The following is a 16,331-nucleotide window of genomic DNA, read 5'->3' on the forward strand; positions in this document are numbered from 1 at the left end:
GACAGTTTTGTGAAACATGGTATGCTTATTATGTGAAATAATTCACATAGAGGAGTAGAGGCAGATGAAAAGAAAGCCTGTTTATGTGGAAACAACCATTCATGCACCTTTAGAGAAAGTATGGGAATATACGCAAAATCCAAAGCTTCATGAACAGTGGGATTTGCGTTTTTCAACCATTTCATTAAATGGACCTCAAGATGAACAGCCCCAAACCTTTTTGTATGAAAAGCATCTTGGATTTGGTGTAAGTGTCACAGGGACAGGAGCATATCGAACTAGAATGATGGATGAACGAAATGAAAGGTCATCCTCACTTAAATTCAAATCGTCACACCCATTGTCTTTTATCAAAGAAGGCGGCGGCTATTGGAAATATGTGAAAACGAATGATCATATTGTGTTTCAAACGCAATTTGATTATGAACCGAAAGAAGGAAAAGGATGGGCGTGGGCAGATCGATTTCTTTTTCGCCCGATGATGGGGCTTATGACGGCCTTTAGTTTTGGCGCACTAAAGACGTGGCTTGAAAAGGGTACGCACCCTCGGTTGTTACTGGAGAGAACACTTGCCCATTATGGAATTTGTTTGCTGTTTGCCATCGTCTGGCTATGCCAAGCGGTTATTCCTTTTTCACATTCTGCTTTTGATCATAGCACCGGATTTCGGTTGTTTTATGCCTTTATAGGCGTATCATGGCTGATACCTAAGCTATCAAAGAAATATTTGTTCATTCTTCAAAGTGTGTTTCTGCTGCTGATGCTTTGTATCGGGTTCCTATCCCCCCAAACGACACTCCATGAGCCGCTTGTGATGAGTGCATTTTTGATCCTATCCATTGCAGGAATGATTAATTTAAAAGATTGTATAGACGTATTTTCGATCAAACGAAAAAGGGGAGGTAGACATGGTCGTTCATCGTCATCAAGTAAAGGATTACGATAAGCTTCATCCAAAATTAAAAGAGAGATACAACCGAGCGTTTACCGCTGAAGGCACCATGGAGGAAATAGGCGGCGGAACGAGGCTCATTCGATTTTTCTTCAAAATTGGTCCACTCTTTCGCTGTTTTTTCCCTGAGAGAGGAAAAAACATTCCCTTCCGAATTGTCAATAAACCCTTTATGACAAATAAGGGAGAGGAAGGCATGCACTGGTTCCGTACGTTTTATTTCCCAAAGAAGGAACGTCACTTTGATGCAGATATGATCATTGATCAGAAGAGTCATAAAGTACTAGACTATTTTGGAAAACCTAGACTTCTTATGTCAGAGCTTCATTTTACAGTAACAAAGCATGGGTTCCTTCACATTCAATCCGGCCGGCAGAAGTTGTTGATGTTAGGACGTGAGTGGCCGCTGCCTTCATGGCTTTACGGTGTGTCAGATGTCACAGAAGGCTACGACGAGCACGCGGGTGAGTATACCATTGATGTGCATGTGAAAAATCGACTGTTTGGGACCCTTTTTACATATAAAGGCCGGTTTACTGAAAGGGTGATGTCTCATGATGAATAAATGGCATTTGATATCAAGCCTCGTCTTCATGTGCTGTTTTATCGCCACCCGCTTGATGACAGGTCCGGTAGCAGAGTTATTTGTACTGATAGCCATTCTGTTTTTCCTTCCTGCAGTTTTAGCCTTTTTTGTGAAGGAAGAGAGGGAGAGTAAGCCGGGGATACTGCTCGGCTTTTTAATGAAAGCCTTTCCATTAGCTGCTCTTTGTGCAACGGCTGCATTCATCTATCATTCTGCCTTGTTTGCATCGGGATGGTTTTTGTATACGATTCTTTTGGCGTTATATGGCTGTACTCGTTTGCTGAAAAGTGGAATCTTTCCACTTCATGAATTGATGACGGGTGGTGCATGGATGTATCTCGCTTTAGGAGGGCTTTGGTTTTGGCTGTACACGGCAGATATACAGGTAATGACCTTTTCACCAAACATCGTGCTTTTGACCGCTATTCATTTTCATTACTCGGCTTTTTTTATCCCGCTTTTCTATGGATTATTAGGGAGAAATCGAGAAAAAGAGACAGCTTTATACAAAGCGGCAGGATGGGTGATTTTGCTGTCGCCTGTGATGATCGCTGTTGGGATTAGCTTCTCCCGTCTATTTGATACGTTCAGCGTCACGCTATATGTCATTGCACTCTACTTGTACGGTATTCTTTGTATGAAAACAAGGTTTCGATCGACTGTGGCAAAAGTGCTGATTGTGTTTTCTAGCTGCGTCTTAATGGGAACAATCGTGCTATCTCTTCTTTATTCCGCTGGCATGCTCATGCGCGTGACCTACATCAGCATTGATCAGATGATTTGGTTTCATGGCAGTATTAATGCCTTTTTTGTGATTTTACCAGGTTTGATTGGATGGCTGATCGAAGGGCCAAAGGATCAATTGAAGCAGAAGGACTTTCCGATATCAAAAGTGCATGGCCGTTTTCATTTAATCTCTTTTCAAAAGGAAAGAATGGGTGATCGAGAGAACCTCGGTTTAGTCGATTCACTTAATGATTTAAATGGAACGACATTTTCAGCTGAAAGGGTGTCACCTGTGATTCGAAGGTTTTATGAGAATCCGATGGCGTTTACGTTAAAAGCAGCAGTCCGTTTTCATTGGTGGGTGAGGCCGTTTGTTTTTTTACTTCAGCCCATGTTTAAGAAACTAGGGCAGCTCTATTTGGGAACATCTCGTAAGCCGTATGAAATGAAGGGACGTCTGACTGCATTTCAACATCCTAAAGAAGAGCGAAAGGATGTCAGGGCGTGGATTCGTCACAACGAAAAAGGGGAGCAGGTCTTTTTTGCACTTTATGCTCATCATCACGATGCAGCTGCGGGCTATATGAATATTGCGCTGCCGCTTCCATATTCTCAGCTGACCGCCATTTTAAAACCTTTTAATGAAAAGGAAGACTTTCTATTAAAAAGTGCATGTCCAAAAGGCAGTACCGGTGACGAAGGGTTGTATTTGCATACACCTTTTATCACCATGAAACTGCCAATGGAAGAAAGCTTTCATATGAAGCCGGAGACAGATAAAAGTCTCACAGCGGTTCATCAAATGAAGCTATTCGGCATTCCCTTTTTAACGATTCATTATCAAATTAACAGCGGGAAGCCATCCTGTTAATCAATGATGTCACATGGTTCACCGTGCCGAATGATGTTCACAATTGCTTGCCCATCACTTGGATGATGATCTGCATACTGGACTGGCAGCAGTGCAAAAAATACATAGTAGACTGAGAAGTAAGCAAATTGATAGAAAAATTGATGTTCTGGCAGGATATCATTGGCGATCATTGTATTCAGTATGAGAACACTGAGCAGGTTGCATAATGATCCGCCTAGGTAGACAAGAATGTGCGAGAATCGGTTATTTTTCCTCATTTCTTCATAATGGCAAAATGCATCTAGAAAATAGATTCGTCTAATTTCCACAACACCTATTTTCAATACTTTTTTGCCTCTGCCAAGAGCAAAAGAAACCTTTGCGCCAAACATCCATGCGACCATAATATGGCCAAGCTGATGCAAGATGGCAACGATAGGAAGAATGACGAAAAACGACCAGCAAAATGTCCACATATCTGATAATGTAAACAAGTGTTAACCCCTCCCCAATATATTTGGGAGGAAGCAGTAGGATTATTTGCCATTTTACTGAATTCATTTTCAGGATGCAAACATTTAATACACGACGATAAAAACATTATGTAAACTAAAGGGTGGTTTTTGCCGTGAATCGGCTTTTTGACTCACTTTTTTACGAAATGAATGTGCTACAATGAAAAAAACAATAGATGACTCTAGTAAATGAACTTACTCTTGAAAGAAGAGGAGAGAAACAGATGGCAGATATTGAACAGTTTTTGGCGTTAGATATTCGTGTTGGAACGATCATTGAAGCAGAATTCTTTGCAGAGGCAAGAGTTCCTGCATTGAAACTCAAGATTGATTTTGGTGAAGAGATTGGTTTAAAGCAATCCAGTGCTCAGCTGACAAAACGTTATACGGCTGAGAATCTCACTGGCAGACAAATCGTAGCAGTCGTCAATTTTCCGCCAAGAAGAATTGCAGGGTTCAAATCAGAAGTGCTTGTCTTAGGGGGCATGCCGTCAAAAGAAGACGTGGTTTTACTAGCCACAGATGAGCCTGTCGAAAATGGAACAAAAATAGGGTAATAAAAAAGACATCTTCCTGAGAAGATGTCTTTTGCGTATTGAGGCGGAATAACCACACGCCACATTCGTGTGTGTCTCAAGGAGACATGTTACCCGACTTACACAATTCAGCTCATCGCTTGATTAATATAGCATGGGATGAGCTGAATTGCAACCATTAAATGATTCACTTCAGTTTTTCACGTCATTTCAGCCGGAAAAATGACAAGAAATCAATTATTTGGATTATTTTTTCAAAAAATATTGAAAAGTCAGATCAGATTTTATAAAATGAATTCATCTTAGTTTGTTTAGTCGATAAACTAAGATGGATTCCAAGTGATGATCCGACTATTAAAGGGGATGATTCCGTCATTCAAATCATTTGCTGCGTATGTGGGCTAAGCTGAAAGATCAGATGTTCAGCTTCATTTTTACAACCAATTGAAAGCGCTTTATATTCTTCGCATTGACTGCTGCTGCCCTCCATCATCTGTTCGTTAGAAGAGGCTAAGAGAAGAAGGGAGAAAGCTCATGGTAAGTGAGAATTTAAAAAAGATTCGTATGTCTGAAAAAGTGGGATATGCTTCAGGAGATTTCGCATGTAACTTAATTTATGCAACTGTCTCTACGTATCTATTATTTTTTTATACAGATGTGTATGGTTTATCAGCGGCGGCAGCAGGGACGATGTTTTTAGTTGTCCGCGCCATTGATGCGCTTGCAGATCCGTTTATTGGTGCATTGGTGGATCGAACGAACAGCCGTTTTGGCAGGTTCAGACCTTACTTGTTATTCGGTGCGTTTCCTTTTGTAGTACTTGCTATCCTTTGCTTTACAACACCTGATCTTTCTGAAATGGGTAAACTCGTTTATGCCTACATCACGTATGTTGGTTTATCGCTTACATACACATTCATCAATGTTCCTTATGGTGCTTTAACATCAGCAATGACAAGAAATAACCAAGAGGTTGTCAGTATTACGTCTGTTCGTATGCTTTTTGCTAATCTCGGAGGTCTAGTTGTTGCTTTTTTTGTTCCTTTTCTTGCGACTTTTTTGAGTGATAAAACAGGAAATACAGCCCTCGGCTGGCAGATGACGATGGCTTTTCTCGGCGTTCTTGGCGGTGCATTACTTATTTTCTGTTTTAAAAGCACGAATGAACGTGTCACGCTTCAAAAGCCGGAGGAAAAAATTAAGTTCAGTGATATCTTTGTGCAGTTACGTGTCAATCGTCCGCTTGTTGTATTAAGCATTTTCTTTATTATTATTTTTGGCGTGAATTCGATCAGTAACTCTGTTGGGATCTATTATGTGACGTATAACCTCGGCAGAGAAGATTTAGTGAAATGGTACGGACTCATTGGCAGTCTGCCAGCATTAATGGTGCTGCCGTTTATTCCAAAACTGCACAAGCTGTTAGGAAAGAAAAAGCTGCTGAATTATTCATTATTGCTGAATATTGTAGGTCTTCTTGCGTTACTTGTGATACCGCCGAGTCAAATCACTTTAATACTGATTTTTAGGCTCGTTGCAGCTGCAGGAAGTATTACAGCCGGTGCTTACATGTGGGCGCTCATTCCTGAAACCGTTGAATATGGCGAATATAAAACAGGGAAAAGGATGGGCGGGCTCATCTATGCCATCATCGGATTTTTCTTTAAATTTGGGATGGCATTAGGCGGGATTGTGCCAGGGCTTGTACTCGATCGCTTTGGCTATGTTGCCAACCAAATGCAAACACCAGAAGCTTTACTGGGCATTTTAATCACGACAACGGTGATTCCTGTATGCTTACTGATTTTAGCGATGGTGGATATTAATTTTTATAACCTAGATGAAGAAAAACATAAAAAAGTCGTACGGGAACTTGAGAATAGAGACAAAGTGTATCTCGATCATATGGACGATTTTAAAATGTAGGTCTCTGAAAGAGGAGGAAATTCAATGAAGATTACCAATCCAGTGCTCAAAGGGTTTAACCCCGATCCAAGTATTTGCCGTGTTGGAGAAGATTATTATATGGCCGTCTCTACATTTGAATGGTTCCCAGGGGTACAAATTTATCATTCGAAGGATCTCGTCCATTGGCGCCTTGCTGCGCGTCCTTTGCAAAAAACGTCGCAGCTGGATATGAAAGGAAATCCTGATTCTGGCGGAGTATGGGCGCCGTGCTTAAGCTATGCCGATGGACAGTTTTGGCTTATTTATTCAGATATCAAAGTAGTGGATGGTCCATTTAAAGACGGTCATAATTATTTGGTCACGGCAAGCGAAGTGGACGGCGATTGGAGTGAACCGATCCGGCTCAACAGCTCCGGCTTTGATCCATCTTTATTCCATGATCAAAGCGGGAAGAAATACGTCTTAAATATGCTGTGGGATCATAGGGAAAAGCATCATTCCTTTGCAGGTATTGCCTTGCAGGAATATAGTGTGGCTGAAAAGAAGCTCATCGGTCGAAGGAAGGTCATTTTTAAAGGCACACCGATTAAACTGACAGAAGCGCCGCATCTGTATCATATCGGTGACTACTACTATTTATTAACGGCAGAAGGAGGTACCAGGTATGAGCATGCAGCAACGATCGCCCGTTCCTCACATATTGAAGGGCCTTATGAGGTTCATCCTGATAACCCGATCTTAAGTGCCTTCCACGCGCCTGAACATCCGCTTCAAAAATGCGGGCATGCTTCAATCGTTCAAACGCATACAAATGAATGGTATCTCGCTCATCTCACTGGCCGTCCGATTCAATCAAACAAGGAATCTATTTTTCAACAGAGAGGGTGGTGTCCTTTAGGAAGAGAAACAGCGATCCAAAAGCTTGAATGGAAGGATGGCTGGCCTTATGTTGTAGGCGGAAAGGAGGGGACGCTTGAGGTTGAAGCGCCAAAGATCGAAGAAAAGGTTTTTGCACCAACCTATCATACAGTCGATGAATTTAGAGAATCAACACTAAATAGACACTTCCAAACATTAAGAATTCCGTTTACCGATCAGATTGGTTCGTTAACGGAGAAACATCAGCATTTAAGGTTATTCGGCCGCGAATCTTTAACGTCTAAGTTTACCCAAGCATTTGTTGCAAGACGCTGGCAAAGCTTTTATTTTGAAGCAGAGACAGCTGTTTCGTTCTTCCCAGAAAACTTTCAGCAATCAGCTGGTCTTGTGAATTATTATAATACGGAAAACTGGACAGCACTCCAGGTGACATATGATGAGGAACTTGGCCGCACGCTTGAACTATCTGTCTGTGAAAACCTTGCCTTTTCTCAGCCATTGGCACATAAAATCATCATTCCAGAGGAGGTCACTTATGTCTATTTAAAAGTGACCGTTCGGAAAGAGACATATAAATATTCTTATTCATTTGATCAGAAAGAGTGGAAGGAAATTGATGTACCGCTTGAATCCATCCATTTATCCGATGATTTTATTCGAGGCGGGGGGTTTTTTACAGGGGCATTTGTCGGTATGCAGTGCCAAGATACAAGCGGCGAGCGTCTTCCTGCTGATTTTCACTATTTTCGCTATGAGGAAACAGATGAATAAAAAAAGACAACCGCTACGGGCTGTCTCTTTTTGAAAAATAAATAGGTCATGTTGTGAGGGTGGCATCTTGCAGAAAAGCTTCTATGACAAGAGATGTCATCCCCAATACTGGTGCATTGTGTCCTAATGATGAAGGGAGCAGCTCTACATGTGAGCTGAATTGCGTATCCATTCGTGAGGATACCTCCTCCCCAATCACATGTAGAACCGCCTGATGTGATTCGATCACTTTGTTTCTTAAAATAATGGCTTGCGGGTTAAAGGTATGCAGGACGTTTGTGAGACCGACACCAAGGTAAAAGCCAAAGTTGCGCAGGGCATTGAGCGTTTTCATATCATTTAACTTGGCCAGCTGTTCCAGGTCTTGATGGGAGATGTGCTGATCATCTGTTTGAAGAGACTGAAACAAGGCTTTCTCAGAAGCATACAATTCCCAGCATCCACGGTTCCCGCAGCTGCATGTCGGTCCGTTAAAATCGATTGTCATATGTCCCATTTCACCAGAAAAGCCATACGCTCCTCTGTATAAATGATGATTGATGATGATTCCAATCCCGATGCCAGTGCCGATGCTTGCATAGATCAAATGATCATAATGTTTAGCGGCACCAAAGATTTTTTCACCATATGCACCGGCATTTGCTTCATTTTCAATGAAGATCGGTACTTGGAATGTCTCTTGGAGCGTGGTTTTCAGATCAACATTTTTCCATTTTGAATGAGGCGTAAACACGATTTGTTCACCTGCATCCACTAAACCATGTATGCATAGGCCAATGCCAATGAGCCCGTATGGGGAAGAGGGCATTTGTGTGATGAGCTGCTGTATTAATTCAATTAATTTACGTATTGTGACCTCAGGAGAGCTGGGTGGGAGCTTGATCTGCTCTTCGTAAAGAATGGACCCTTCAAGATCAGTTAATATGCCATTGACATAATCAACGCCGACATCGATCCCAATGGAGCAGCCAGCACGTTTATTAAACATTAGTAAAACCGGTCTTCTCCCGCCGCTAGACTCACCTTGACCGATTTCATAGACAAGATGTTCTTTCATTAATGTACTTACTTGAGAAGAAACAGTCGATTTATTTAATCCAGTGCGTTCAGATAATTTTGCTCTCGAAATGGGCGCATGCTGGAGAATTTCTTTTAATAATAGTTTTTGATTTATTTTTTTTACAAAGTTCTGATCAGCGATATCCACGTTATCCACTCCATTTGTTTCGTCTTTAGATTAAGTTGAGAAGAGCTGCTTTTTTCAGCATGTATTTAGTAAGATAAATGATTTTAACTTTATTATAACGAAAATATTTTTAAAAAACTAAAAAATATGGAAAATTCAAAGTGATTTTTTCATAGATTGATCATTAGTTTGTTGAATCAACTTACAAAGTGTACTCAGGAGGAATGAAGAATGACCAAATCAAATATGAAAACGTTATACAGCTTAGAAGGAATCGGCAAAATTCAATATGAAGGAAAACAATCAAAAAATCCACTCGCCTTTCAATACTATAATCCAAGCGAAGTGATTGGCGGAAAAACAATGAAAGACCACCTGCGTTTTTCAGTCGCTTATTGGCATACATTAACTGCTGATGGAACAGACATGTTTGGAACTGGCACGATGCAAAGAGCGTGGGACTCTTATAGCGGAATGGATTTAGCAAAAGCTAGATTGGAAGTCGCCTTTCAGCTTTTTGACCTGTTGGATGTTCCGTATTTTTCATTCCATGATCGTGACATCGCGCCAGAGGGGGAGACGCTTCAAGAGACCAATCAACAATTAGACATCATTTTAGAAAGAATGAAAGAATACATGAAGCAAAGCGGAGTAAAGCTGCTGTGGAACACGGCCAATATGTTCAAGCATCCTAGATTTGTACACGGTGCTGCGACATCTTGTCATGCAGATGTCTTTGCCTATGCGGCCGCACAGGTCAAAAAAGGCATTGAAACCGCCAAAGAACTCGGTGCAGAAAATTATGTTTTCTGGGGTGGACGAGAAGGGTACGATACGCTGCTCAATACAGATATGAAAAGAGAGCTTGATCACATGGCGGCTTTCTTGCATATGGCTGTTGAATATGCAAAAGAAATTGGGTACACTGGCCAATTTTTAATCGAACCAAAACCAAAGGAACCAACCACTCATCAATACGACACAGATGCAGCGACATCCATCGCCTTTTTAAAACAATACGGATTAGATTCCCATTTCAAATTAAATATCGAGGCCAATCATGCGACACTGGCCGGCCATACGTTTGAGCATGAATTACGTGTCGCAAGAATTCATGGGCTGCTCGGTTCTGTTGATGCAAACCAAGGAAATTCGCTTCTTGGGTGGGATACAGATGAATTTCCAACCGATCTGTATGCCACAACTCTTGCCATGTATGAAATTCTGCAAAATGGCGGTCTAGGGTCTGGCGGCCTCAATTTTGATGCAAAAGTGAGAAGAGCTTCCTTTGAACTTGAAGATATTTTATATGCCCATATTGCCGGGATGGATGCATTCGCAAAAGGACTGCGGGTCGCTCATAGACTCATAGAAGACCGTGTGTTTGAAGATGTTATAAAGCACCGGTATCGCAGCTTTTCTGAAGGAATTGGACGTGATATTTCAGAAGGAAAGGCAAACTTTCATACATTAGAAGAATATGCGCTGAAACATCCTTTGATCAGAAACGAATCGGGAAGAGAGGAACAGCTGAAAGCCCGTTTAAATCAATACTTGTTAGAAGATTAATTGAAGGGGCTGACCTGTTTTGAAGGAGTGAAAACATGAAATATGTGATGGGAATTGATCTTGGAACAAGCGGGGTCAAGGCGATATTAGTGGATGAGAGCGGGAAGGTGTGCTGCGAAGCCTCTAAGCCGTACCGGCTCATTCAAGAGAAGCCTGGATATTGTGAGCAGCACCCCGAGGATTGGGTAAAGCAGACAATGGCTGCGATGAAAGAACTGATGGCAAAGCAGCCTGTTCATTCAAGACGAGTTGAAGGCATCAGCTTTTCCGGCCAGATGCATGGATTAGTTCTTTTAAATGAATCTCGCGAAGTGCTCCGCCCTGCAATTTTATGGAATGATACACGGACGACAGCACAATGTACGCACATGACAAAAAAGCTGGGAGACCGGCTGCAAAAGATCACAAAAAACCAGGCGTTAGAAGGATTCACACTGCCAAAATTGTTATGGGTAAAGGAACATGAACCACATATTGATCAGCAAATCGACATGTTTTTACTCCCAAAAGATTATGTCAGATTTCGTTTAACAGGCGCAGTCCATATGGATTATTCTGATGCGGCTGGCACCTTGCTGTTAAATATCGGCGAACAGACGTGGAGTGAGAAGATTTGTCAGGCGTTTGATATTTCTCCTCACATTTGCCCGCCGCTTGTCACATCAGAGGCGGAGGTTGGTACACTTTTGCCGCACATTGCACGTGAAGTTGGGATGAAAGAAGGCGCAAAGGTTTTTGCCGGCGGGGCAGATAATGCCTGCGGAGCAATTGGTGCTGGCATCTTGTCCTCTGACCGCACGTTATGCAGTATCGGCACATCTGGGGTCATTCTCTCCTATGAAGAGGATTATGAAAGGGAGCTTCAAGGGAATTTGCATTTGTTTCATCATGCAAAAAAAGACGCTTTTTACACAATGGGTGTCACCCTTTCAGCAGGATATAGCCTGAACTGGGCAAAACACTTACTGGCTCCTGAGGAATCGTTTCAGTCACTTTTAGAAGGTGCGGCTCATGTTGCACCAGGAGCGAAAGGATTGCTCTTTACACCCTATTTAGTCGGGGAAAGAACACCTCATGCGGATTCGATCATTCGCGGCAGCTTGATTGGATTAGACAGCAGGCATGAAAGGGCACATGTTGTCAGAGCAGTGTTAGAGGGAATTACCTTTTCGCTAAATGAATCTATCGCATTATTCCGGCAGGCAGGAAAAAACATAGATTCTATTGTATCTATTGGCGGCGGTGCGAGAAGCCGGACATGGCTTCAAATGCAAGCAGACATTTTTCAGGCTGAAGTCATCCAGTTAGACAATGAACAAGGGCCCGCCTTAGGTGCAGCGATGCTTGCCGCAGTTGGCTGCGAATGGTATCCGTCACTTGAAGTATGTGCACATCAGTTGATCCATCAAGCTGCTGTTTATGAGCCAAATCAGCCGCACGCAGAAGTATATGCCGATCTATTTCATTTGTATCAAAGGATTTATACACAAACAAAAGACATCCATGCCGGGCTAAATCAGTATCGTTCCATCTAGCAGAAAGGGCTGCATGAAAGGAGGTGATGGGTTTTTCATCTTAGGGATGACAGAACAATACGGATGAAAAAAGGAGAGGGATGGAAAATGAAATTGAAAAGATTGAGGCTGTTGTTTGTGATGTGTATTGGATTTGTGCTGACACTGACGGCTGTGCCAGCTCATGCGGAAACGATTTATGATAATAGGATAGGGACACACAGCGGATACGATTTTGAATTATGGAAGGATTACGGAAATACCTCGATGACACTCAATAACGGCGGGGCATTTAGTGCAAGCTGGAACAATATTGGAAATGCCTTATTTCGAAAAGGAAAGAAGTTTGATTCCACTAAAACTCATCATCAACTTGGCAACATCTCCATCAACTACAACGCAGCCTTTAACCCGGGCGGGAATTCCTATTTATGTGTCTATGGCTGGACACAATCTCCATTAGCTGAATACTACATTGTTGAGTCATGGGGCACATATCGTCCAACAGGAACGTATAAAGGATCATTTTATGCCGATGGAGGCACATATGACATATATGAAACGCTCCGTGTCAATCAGCCTTCTATCATTGGAGACGCTACCTTCAAACAATATTGGAGTGTACGTCAAACAAAACGCACAAGCGGAACTGTCTCCGTCAGTGAGCATTTTAAAAAATGGGAAAGCTTAGGCATGCCAATGGGAAAAATGTATGAAACAGCATTAACTGTAGAAGGCTACCGAAGCAACGGAAGTGCGAATGTCATGACGAATCAGCTGATGATTCGATAAAAGCATATGAAAAAAGCCAGCAAAAAACGGCTGGCTTTTTTCTATGATAATTTTTCAACTTCCACTCTGCCAGAAAAGAACGTCGCGCCGCCGCCCATATCTGCCAATCGATCAGGTGTTAATCCATTCACTAAATGCTTTTTGCCTTTTTGATCTGCCCATAATCCTTGACTGACCACAACACCAGATAATACATTTTGACCGACTGACACGACAAGCTCACACTCTCCTCGATCGTTCAGCACACGGACCATGTCACCATCTTCAATCTTTCTTTCCTTTGCATCTTGTTCATTCATGTGAAGCTTCGGAAATTTCTCAAGCTTTTGATGCTTTTCATGAAGTGAGAAGGTGGAGTTCAGAAAATTATGGTTCGGTCCCGGTATAAAGGTAAGTGGATAATCGCTTTCCTGATAAAGGGGCACATAGGTTGGAAGTGCTGGATACCCGTCTTTTTTCATTTGTTCAGAATAAAGCTCAATTTTCCCGCTTGGGGTTTGAAGCTTTAATTCCTGGAAAGGTCCACGTTTTGCTTTGATCCATTTCTTTTCTTTTAATGCTTCGTATGAAATGTCCTCATAATGCGGATTTTCTGGATGATGAAGAGCTTGTTCCATGAGCTCAGCATCTGTCTCGCGGAAGGCTTCATCTTCAAAGCCCATCGCATGGGCTAGCAGGCGGAATACTTCAGTATTGGATTTGCTTTCTCCGTAGCGTTCTATCACTGGCTCCTGAATTTGAATATAATGATGCCAATATGATGTATAGAAATCCTCGTTTTCAAAGGCAGATGTCGCTGGCAGAACAATGTCTGCATACGCCGCTGTTTCTGTTAGAAATAAATCATGAACCACTGTAAATAAATCCTCTCTCAGCAAACCTTTTCTGACTTTATTCGCTTCAGGTGTTACAACCGCTGGGTTGCACGAGTAGATAAAGAGAGAATCAACGGAAGGCTCTGCGCTTGTCAGCACGCTGCCCAGCTGATTCATATTAAATGATCTAGGCGTGCGTTCTTTTAATAAATCCGGCCGCTGAAGAGCTGTTTCATTATAGCTGAGAAAAGAAGAGTTTGATTTCATTGCTCCGCCGCCCTTGTGCAGCCATTGACCAGTCAGGGCAGGGAGGCAGGAAATGGTTCTAATACTCATCCCGCCATTATCATGGTGCTGCAAACCATTCCCAATGCGAATAAGAGAGGGTGATGTCTCAGCGTACATTCTTGCAAGTGTAATGATGTCGCCTTTAGGGACACCCGTGATTCGCTCAACTGTGTCTGGATCATACTGCTTTACATGCTCGCGCAGCTCTTTATGGCCGACCGTGTAAGTCTCTAAAAAGGCTTCATCTGTACGTTCCTCTTTAAAAAGGACATGCATGATGCCAAGGGCAAGCGCACTGTCAGTACCAGGACGAAGCGGAATGAACCAATCTGCCATCCGGCCGGTTTGGTTCTTGTGAACATCAATCACGACAATCTTAGCTCCTTGCTTTCGCGCTTTTTGTGCCAAGGTGATTTGGTGCATATTGGTCGACACAGCATTGATGCCCCAAAAGATAAATAGTTTCGTATGAATGGTGTCTTCAGGATCTGTCCCAATGCTTGCGCCCATTGTATATTTATAGCCAGTCGTTCCTGCTGACTGACAGATCGTCCGGTCTAACTGGCTTGAACCAAGACGATAAAAAAAGCGGCGGTCCATTCCTTCTGCGTTGAGATTGCCCATGTTCCCATAGAAGCTGTAAGGCAGAATGCTTTCTGGCCCTTTTTCTTCGATCAGCTTTGTCCATTTTTGACGAATGGTTTCAATGGCTTCTTCCCACGTAATCGGCACAAACTGTGCTTCGCCTTTTTGGCCAACACGTTTTAAAGGAGTGGTCAGTCTTTTTTCATCATATAAACGTGCTGTGACATTACGCACTTTGTTGCATATGTTTCCTTGTGTGACAGGGTGGTCCGGATCTCCCTGCACTTTCACGATCTTTCCATTTTCTTTATGTATTAAAAGACCGCACTGATCCGGGCAATCTAACGAACAAACTGATTTGAATATTCCGTCTTTCATCGCTGTATAATCGGTCATGAGTTTTTGGCTTCCTTTCTTCATTCCGTTATCACTTTGTATGGACTTTATTTTAGCATGTTCGGAGGTGGAAGGTAAGAAAGAGATGATGAATTGAAGAAAATGAAAAAAAGCCCCTGAAAAAGGGACTTTTAAAAACGGGTGACTTGTACAGGAAATTCTTTTACCCCAAAAACAAACGTGCTTTGAATAGGTTTTAGCTGTTCTGCCACGCAGGTGATGTCTTGAAACGTATGGAGTAAAACGTCAAGCGCAATGTTGCTTTCAAGCCGGGCAAGCGGTGCACCGAGACAAAAATGAATGCCAAATCCAAAGCTCATATGCGGATTTGATTTTCGGTCAAGCCGGAACGTATCTGGATCTTCAAACTTCTGTTCATCCCGATTTGCTGAAGCAACCCAGCTGATGAGGTAGTCTCCTTTTTGAATGTGCGCGCCTGCAATTTCAACATCCTCTGCGGCGATTCGGCCAATGGCTTGAACAGGTGGATAATACCGCAGCGTTTCCTCAGTCAATTGAGGAATAAGAGAGGGGTCCTGCCGCACTGATTCAGCAATATGCGGCTGCTCTGTCAGCAGTCGTACGGCATTGGTTATTAAATTGGTCGTTGTCTCATTGCCTGCAACGAGTAATAGAATACAAAAGCCAAGCAGTTCATTCTCGGTTAAACGCTCTCCATCAATTTCTGCTTGAATGAGAAGCGAGATCAAGTCATCCGCAGGTGTTTCTTTTCTTTTTTTGATCAAATGAGCAAAATAAATGGACAGCTCCTCTTCAGCGCGTTTCTGCATATCTACAACAGCCTGAATGGCTTCCTTTGATTCATCCTTAGCACCTGCCACAAGGGCATCGGAATGTTTTTTAATCAGCTCTCTGTCCTGCACCTCTGCACCGAGAAGCTCAGCGATGATCATCACTGGCAGGGGAGCTGCTAAATCTTGCACAATATCAAACGTACGTTGATCCTTGACTTGATTTAATAGATCATGTGTCAGGTCTTTGATCTTATCTTCTAATTGCTTGATCGCTTTTGGGGTGAATGCTTTATTCACAAGCGCTCTCATCTTTGTATGTTTTGGAGGATCCATCGTTAAAATACTTGTTTTAGACGTGCTTCTTCCTCGCTGTGAAGAGAACACTTTAGGCTGCTTTAGAACAGACTGGATATCCGCATATCGAAAAAGATCCCAGCACTTTCTTGTCTCATCATATCTAATATCACTCTCTGCACGCAGCTCATTGTAAATAGGGAATGGGAAAAGAAGGTCATCGGTAGAACGGATTTCTTTCATTGGAATCACATTGACAAAGTTTTCTTTCACTTTCATTATGAACGCTCCTTTTTCACATGATTTCTCTTTCACGGTATCACCAGTAAAATATCATTTCAACGGACATGTTTTCTAAAATATGTCAATAGTCTAATCGAAAGATTCAAGCACATTCACTATATAGGAAAA

Annotated in this window: 13 protein-coding genes; 9 read left to right on the forward strand and 4 right to left on the reverse strand. The window is 42.3% G+C overall.

The window, feature by feature from the left end; all coding sequences use genetic code 11:
* Positions 1-64: 64 nt before the first annotated feature.
* From BA81_RS04305 to BA81_RS04315, 3 genes are read left to right on the forward strand one after another with little or no spacing between them, the layout of a single operon-like run.
* A complete protein-coding gene (locus BA81_RS04305) occupies positions 65-946 on the forward strand; it encodes a membrane protein (protein WP_034280634.1) in 882 nt (293 codons plus the stop codon).
* The gene (locus BA81_RS04310; RefSeq protein ID WP_034280637.1) at positions 909-1,517 is read left to right on the forward strand and encodes a DUF4166 domain-containing protein; all 609 of its coding nucleotides are present in this window, start codon (positions 909-911) and stop codon (positions 1,515-1,517) included. Before BA81_RS04305 ends, BA81_RS04310 begins: the two co-directional genes overlap by 38 nt.
* Complete coding sequence (locus tag BA81_RS04315) at positions 1,510-3,135, forward strand: YndJ family protein (protein ID WP_034280787.1); 1,626 nt, start codon at positions 1,510-1,512, stop codon at positions 3,133-3,135. The genes BA81_RS04310 and BA81_RS04315 overlap by 8 nt, the downstream gene beginning before the upstream one ends.
* Here the strand turns inward: BA81_RS04315 and BA81_RS04320 are convergent.
* Positions 3,132-3,611 (reverse strand): hypothetical protein, encoded by a 480-nt coding sequence (locus tag BA81_RS04320; RefSeq protein ID WP_024422662.1) that lies wholly within the window; start codon positions 3,609-3,611, stop codon positions 3,132-3,134. The genes BA81_RS04315 and BA81_RS04320 overlap by 4 nt on opposite strands.
* 245 nt (positions 3,612-3,856) lie before the next feature.
* Between BA81_RS04320 and csaA the strand changes: the two genes are divergently transcribed.
* The 3 genes from csaA to BA81_RS04335 all read left to right on the forward strand — a co-directional run bounded on the left by csaA (position 3,857) and on the right by BA81_RS04335 (position 7,726).
* A complete protein-coding gene (gene csaA, locus BA81_RS04325; RefSeq protein ID WP_034280640.1) occupies positions 3,857-4,189 on the forward strand; it encodes a chaperone CsaA in 333 nt (110 codons plus the stop codon).
* A 513-nt stretch (positions 4,190-4,702) separates the two neighbouring features.
* The gene (locus BA81_RS04330) at positions 4,703-6,094 is read left to right on the forward strand and encodes an MFS transporter (RefSeq protein WP_034280643.1); all 1,392 of its coding nucleotides are present in this window, start codon (positions 4,703-4,705) and stop codon (positions 6,092-6,094) included.
* 24 nt (positions 6,095-6,118) lie between these two features.
* On the forward strand, positions 6,119-7,726 hold the full coding sequence (locus BA81_RS04335; protein ID WP_034280644.1) for a glycoside hydrolase family 43 protein: 1,608 nt from the start codon (positions 6,119-6,121) through the stop codon (positions 7,724-7,726).
* 46 nt (positions 7,727-7,772) lie between these two features.
* Here BA81_RS04335 and xylR read toward each other — a convergent pair whose 3' ends face one another.
* Positions 7,773-8,933 (reverse strand): transcriptional repressor XylR, encoded by a 1,161-nt coding sequence (gene xylR, locus BA81_RS04340; RefSeq protein WP_034280647.1) that lies wholly within the window; start codon positions 8,931-8,933, stop codon positions 7,773-7,775.
* A 210-nt stretch (positions 8,934-9,143) separates the two neighbouring features.
* On the opposite strand from xylR, the gene xylA reads away from it, so the two are divergent.
* From xylA to BA81_RS04355, 3 genes are all read left to right on the forward strand, one after another.
* Positions 9,144-10,481: a xylose isomerase gene (gene xylA, locus BA81_RS04345; RefSeq protein ID WP_034280650.1), complete on the forward strand. Its 1,338-nt coding sequence runs from the start codon at positions 9,144-9,146 to the stop codon at positions 10,479-10,481.
* 35 nt (positions 10,482-10,516) lie between these two features.
* Positions 10,517-12,016, forward strand: coding sequence for a xylulokinase (gene xylB, locus BA81_RS04350; RefSeq protein WP_034280653.1), 1,500 nt, complete (start codon positions 10,517-10,519; stop codon positions 12,014-12,016).
* An 87-nt stretch (positions 12,017-12,103) separates the two neighbouring features.
* Positions 12,104-12,787 (forward strand): glycoside hydrolase family 11 protein, encoded by a 684-nt coding sequence (locus BA81_RS04355; RefSeq protein ID WP_034280656.1) that lies wholly within the window; start codon positions 12,104-12,106, stop codon positions 12,785-12,787.
* A 41-nt stretch (positions 12,788-12,828) separates the two neighbouring features.
* Here the strand turns inward: BA81_RS04355 and BA81_RS04360 are convergent, their stop codons facing one another.
* Positions 12,829-14,871 carry a molybdopterin oxidoreductase family protein gene (locus BA81_RS04360; RefSeq protein ID WP_034280788.1) on the reverse strand — a complete coding sequence of 681 codons (2,043 nt, stop codon included), beginning with the start codon at positions 14,869-14,871 and terminating at the stop codon, positions 12,829-12,831.
* 131 nt (positions 14,872-15,002) lie between these two features.
* On the reverse strand, positions 15,003-16,199 hold the full coding sequence (locus tag BA81_RS04365; RefSeq protein WP_034280658.1) for a cytochrome P450: 1,197 nt from the start codon (positions 16,197-16,199) through the stop codon (positions 15,003-15,005).
* Positions 16,200-16,331 lie beyond the last annotated feature (132 nt).

Origin of the sequence: Bacillus safensis FO-36b (assembly GCF_000691165.1) — a bacterium.
Classification (GTDB): domain Bacteria; phylum Bacillota; class Bacilli; order Bacillales; family Bacillaceae; genus Bacillus; species Bacillus safensis.

What these genes read in the sequence shown, in the direction of transcription:
- BA81_RS04305 (WP_034280634.1), top strand. Translation starts at nt 65, where the DNA reads ATGAAAAGAAAGCCTGTTTATGTGGAAACAACCATTCATGCACCTTTA.
- BA81_RS04310 (WP_034280637.1), top strand. Translation starts at nt 909, where the DNA reads ATGGTCGTTCATCGTCATCAAGTAAAGGATTACGATAAGCTTCATCCA.
- BA81_RS04315 (WP_034280787.1), top strand. Translation starts at nt 1,510, where the DNA reads ATGAATAAATGGCATTTGATATCAAGCCTCGTCTTCATGTGCTGTTTT.
- csaA (WP_034280640.1), top strand. Translation starts at nt 3,857, where the DNA reads ATGGCAGATATTGAACAGTTTTTGGCGTTAGATATTCGTGTTGGAACG.
- BA81_RS04330 (WP_034280643.1), top strand. Translation starts at nt 4,703, where the DNA reads ATGGTAAGTGAGAATTTAAAAAAGATTCGTATGTCTGAAAAAGTGGGA.
- BA81_RS04335 (WP_034280644.1), top strand. Translation starts at nt 6,119, where the DNA reads ATGAAGATTACCAATCCAGTGCTCAAAGGGTTTAACCCCGATCCAAGT.
- xylA (WP_034280650.1), top strand. Translation starts at nt 9,144, where the DNA reads ATGACCAAATCAAATATGAAAACGTTATACAGCTTAGAAGGAATCGGC.
- xylB (WP_034280653.1), top strand. Translation starts at nt 10,517, where the DNA reads ATGAAATATGTGATGGGAATTGATCTTGGAACAAGCGGGGTCAAGGCG.
- BA81_RS04355 (WP_034280656.1), top strand. Translation starts at nt 12,104, where the DNA reads ATGAAATTGAAAAGATTGAGGCTGTTGTTTGTGATGTGTATTGGATTT.
- BA81_RS04360 (WP_034280788.1), bottom strand. Translation starts at nt 14,871, where the DNA reads ATGACCGATTATACAGCGATGAAAGACGGAATATTCAAATCAGTTTGT.
- BA81_RS04365 (WP_034280658.1), bottom strand. Translation starts at nt 16,199, where the DNA reads ATGAAAGTGAAAGAAAACTTTGTCAATGTGATTCCAATGAAAGAAATC.